The 2,525-nt window shown below is 54.8% G+C and carries 3 protein-coding genes; 1 reads left to right on the forward strand and 2 read right to left on the reverse strand.

Annotated features, from left to right (window positions below; all coding sequences use genetic code 11):
- Both GXX82_05460 and GXX82_05465 read right to left on the reverse strand, forming a co-directional pair.
- A partial coding sequence (locus GXX82_05460; protein ID NLT22474.1) for a glycoside hydrolase occupies positions 1 to 593 on the reverse strand: 593 nt, incomplete at its 3' end.
- Between the two features lie 30 nt (positions 594 to 623).
- On the reverse strand, positions 624 to 1,106 hold the full coding sequence (locus GXX82_05465; GenBank protein ID NLT22475.1) for a metallophosphoesterase: 483 nt from the start codon (positions 1,104 to 1,106) through the stop codon (positions 624 to 626).
- Between the two features lie 161 nt (positions 1,107 to 1,267).
- Here GXX82_05465 and GXX82_05470 point away from each other — a divergent pair, with 161 nt between their 5' ends.
- The gene (locus GXX82_05470) at positions 1,268 to 2,452 is read left to right on the forward strand and encodes a YjgP/YjgQ family permease (GenBank protein NLT22476.1); all 1,185 of its coding nucleotides are present in this window, start codon (positions 1,268 to 1,270) and stop codon (positions 2,450 to 2,452) included.
- The last annotated feature ends 73 nt before the right edge of the window (positions 2,453 to 2,525 follow it).

The following is a 2,525-nucleotide window of genomic DNA, read 5'->3' on the forward strand; positions in this document are numbered from 1 at the left end:
AGGGGGATCGTGCCCTTGAGGATGTCCCTCTGGACGTCCATGAGGATCTTCTTGTCCTCTTCGCTGAACTTCCTGCCCTTTTCCCTGAGGTACCGGAGACCTTCAAAGGCCGCGAAGAAACTCGGGTCCGTCCAGGCGAGAAAGAAGAGCACCTGCAGGTCCCGAAGCTCATCATCGCTGAAATACCCGGTGACCTTCGACAGGCCGTCCCTGGGACAGTAGAAACCGCGCTTGGCGAGGAGCTCGTAGTAGCGCGGGAAGGGCCGGATCATGTTCTCCCAGTTGGCATTGAAGAAATTGCCGAGCAGGAAGACCCTGTCCTCTTCGGTAAGGTCCGGGGGGTCCTTCCTGAACACATCGAGATACGTGTCCTTCACGTCGAGATCTTCATAGTCCACGAGTTGTTCGAGGAGGGAGGGAACGAAATTGAAGTTCTGCTTCATCCCCGGAAAGTCCTTGAGCATAGCGCCCATGTCGTAGTAGTCCTTGGTGCCGTGCAAGAGGGTCCAGGGAAGAAGGTATTCCCCGGTGAAGGTATTCTTGTAGTACGGCTGGTGCATGTGCCAGAGGAATGAGATGCAGATCCCGTCCATATACGTATTATCGCTCACAATTCCGAATGGTTAATGCTCATCGACCTGAAGGTGCCGCAGGGTGACCTCCCCTGCAATCTCAATGATCCCGACGGTCCCGGGCGCTGAGTATCCGCCCCTGTAGCTTCCGGGATTGAAAAGGATGGTCCCCCCTTTCTTTGTATTCAGGGGAACGTGGGAGTGGCCGAAGACGATGATATCCACGCCTGGAAGCGCGCTGAGGACCTTGTCCTCGAGCGCCCGGGGTGAACCCCATCCGTGGATGATCCCTATCCGTGTTCCCGCGATCTCCTCCACACGACTCTCCGGGAGGCGGGCTGCCAGGTCGAAGTCGTCCATGTTGCCCCTCACCGCCCGGAGGTCCCAGTTCGAGAGGTAGTCGAAGACGCTCGATGACGTCATGTCGCCGGCATGGAGCACCATATCGACATCACCGAACAGGGTTTTCGTGTGACGCTTGAAACCCTCTGTCGGGTGATCAAGATGAGTGTCCGAGATGACAGCGATCTTCATTTGATGAATAACTGTATAAGAAAACACGGGGCCTGTCAAAGACAAACTGGCCGGTGACTCGAACGATGGAACGTTCCCTCTCCTCCTGACGCATTCTGCATCCGCACCCGGGGCCGATGCCCATCCGCATTGACAGGACACCACCCGGGGTGGTAGAGTAGATGATGAAATTATTGAAGAAAATTCCCCTCAAGTTCAACATGTACCTTTTGAAAGAGCTTGCCGGGATTCTTTTTCTCTCGCTCGGCATCCTCACCTTTATCCTCGTCCTCTCGAGGCTTGGCAAGATCGCCGACCTTGTGATCAATAAAGGTGTGGGATTCAAGGATATCATCGCTCTCGTCGCCTTCTCCGTGCCTCCGTACCTCACCTTTACCCTTCCCATGGCATTTCTCCTCTCCGTCATCGTTGTCCTCGGTCGGCTCTCAACGGAGAACGAGATACTGGCGCTCAAGGCCAGTGGCGTGAACCTGATGTGGCTTTTCGTGCCCATAACCTTCGTGGGCCTCATAGTGACGACCTGCGGACTCTTCAATACGAATGTGCTCCTGCCCCGTTGCAGCGGCCTGTTCAGGGAAACCCTGATCGAGGTGATAAAGAAGGGTATCTCCGTCGACGACAAGGAGGGCGTCTTCAACGACAGCGTGCCGGGGGTGGTCATCTACATCAACAAGGTCGACACCGCCAAGAGGACCCTCACGGGCATCGTCGTGTCCGACGACCGCGACAAGAGCGTGAAACAGACGATCTCCGCGAGCAAGGGATTTGTCAACATAGATTCGGAGACCTTTCAGCTCTATTTCATGTTGCAGGACGGCACACTTCATCGATGGGAAAAAGCCACGGACACCTACCGGAGCGTCAGCTTCCGGGATTACACCTTCACCATGAACCTCTCCCAGATGGTGCAGACGGGAGGGGTCAGCAGAAAGCTCGCCTATGAAATGGACCGGAACGAACTGAAGAAGGCGCTCAAGACGACAACAAACGAGGATCAGCAATACGACCTGCTCCTGGAGATCTACAAGAAGATATCCTTGCCCCTGTCGTCCCTTGCCTTTATAATACTGACCATACCCCTCGGGGTAAAACGAAAGGTGGAAGGGAAGTTCTCGGGAACCCTCTACAGTCTTTTGCTGTTCATCTTTTACTACGTCCTCATTGCCATGACGGACAGTCTGGGGAAGAACATCCACGCGCCGCCCTACATCGTGACATTCCTCCCCAACACGGTCATCGTGGCCATGGGCCTTTACCTCCTGAGGGGTCTGAACAAGGAAGAGCACGTCACGATATCACAAAGGCTGAAATACCTGTGGGTCTACTGTCTTGAAAAGGTTAAATAGATATCTCCTTTCCAGCGCTATCAAGTATCTGCTCATCGCCCAGATGGCGGGGGTCAGCATGTTCCTTGTCATC

The sequence above is a fragment of the Syntrophorhabdus sp. genome (genome assembly GCA_012719415.1).
GTDB lineage: Bacteria > Desulfobacterota > Syntrophorhabdia > Syntrophorhabdales > Syntrophorhabdaceae > Delta-02.

Excerpts from the sequence above, each read along its gene's own strand:
- GXX82_05465 (NLT22475.1), bottom strand. The coding sequence starts at position 1,106 with ATGAAGATCGCTGTCATCTCGGACACTCATCTTGATCACCCGACAGAG.
- GXX82_05470 (NLT22476.1), top strand. The coding sequence starts at position 1,268 with ATGATGAAATTATTGAAGAAAATTCCCCTCAAGTTCAACATGTACCTT.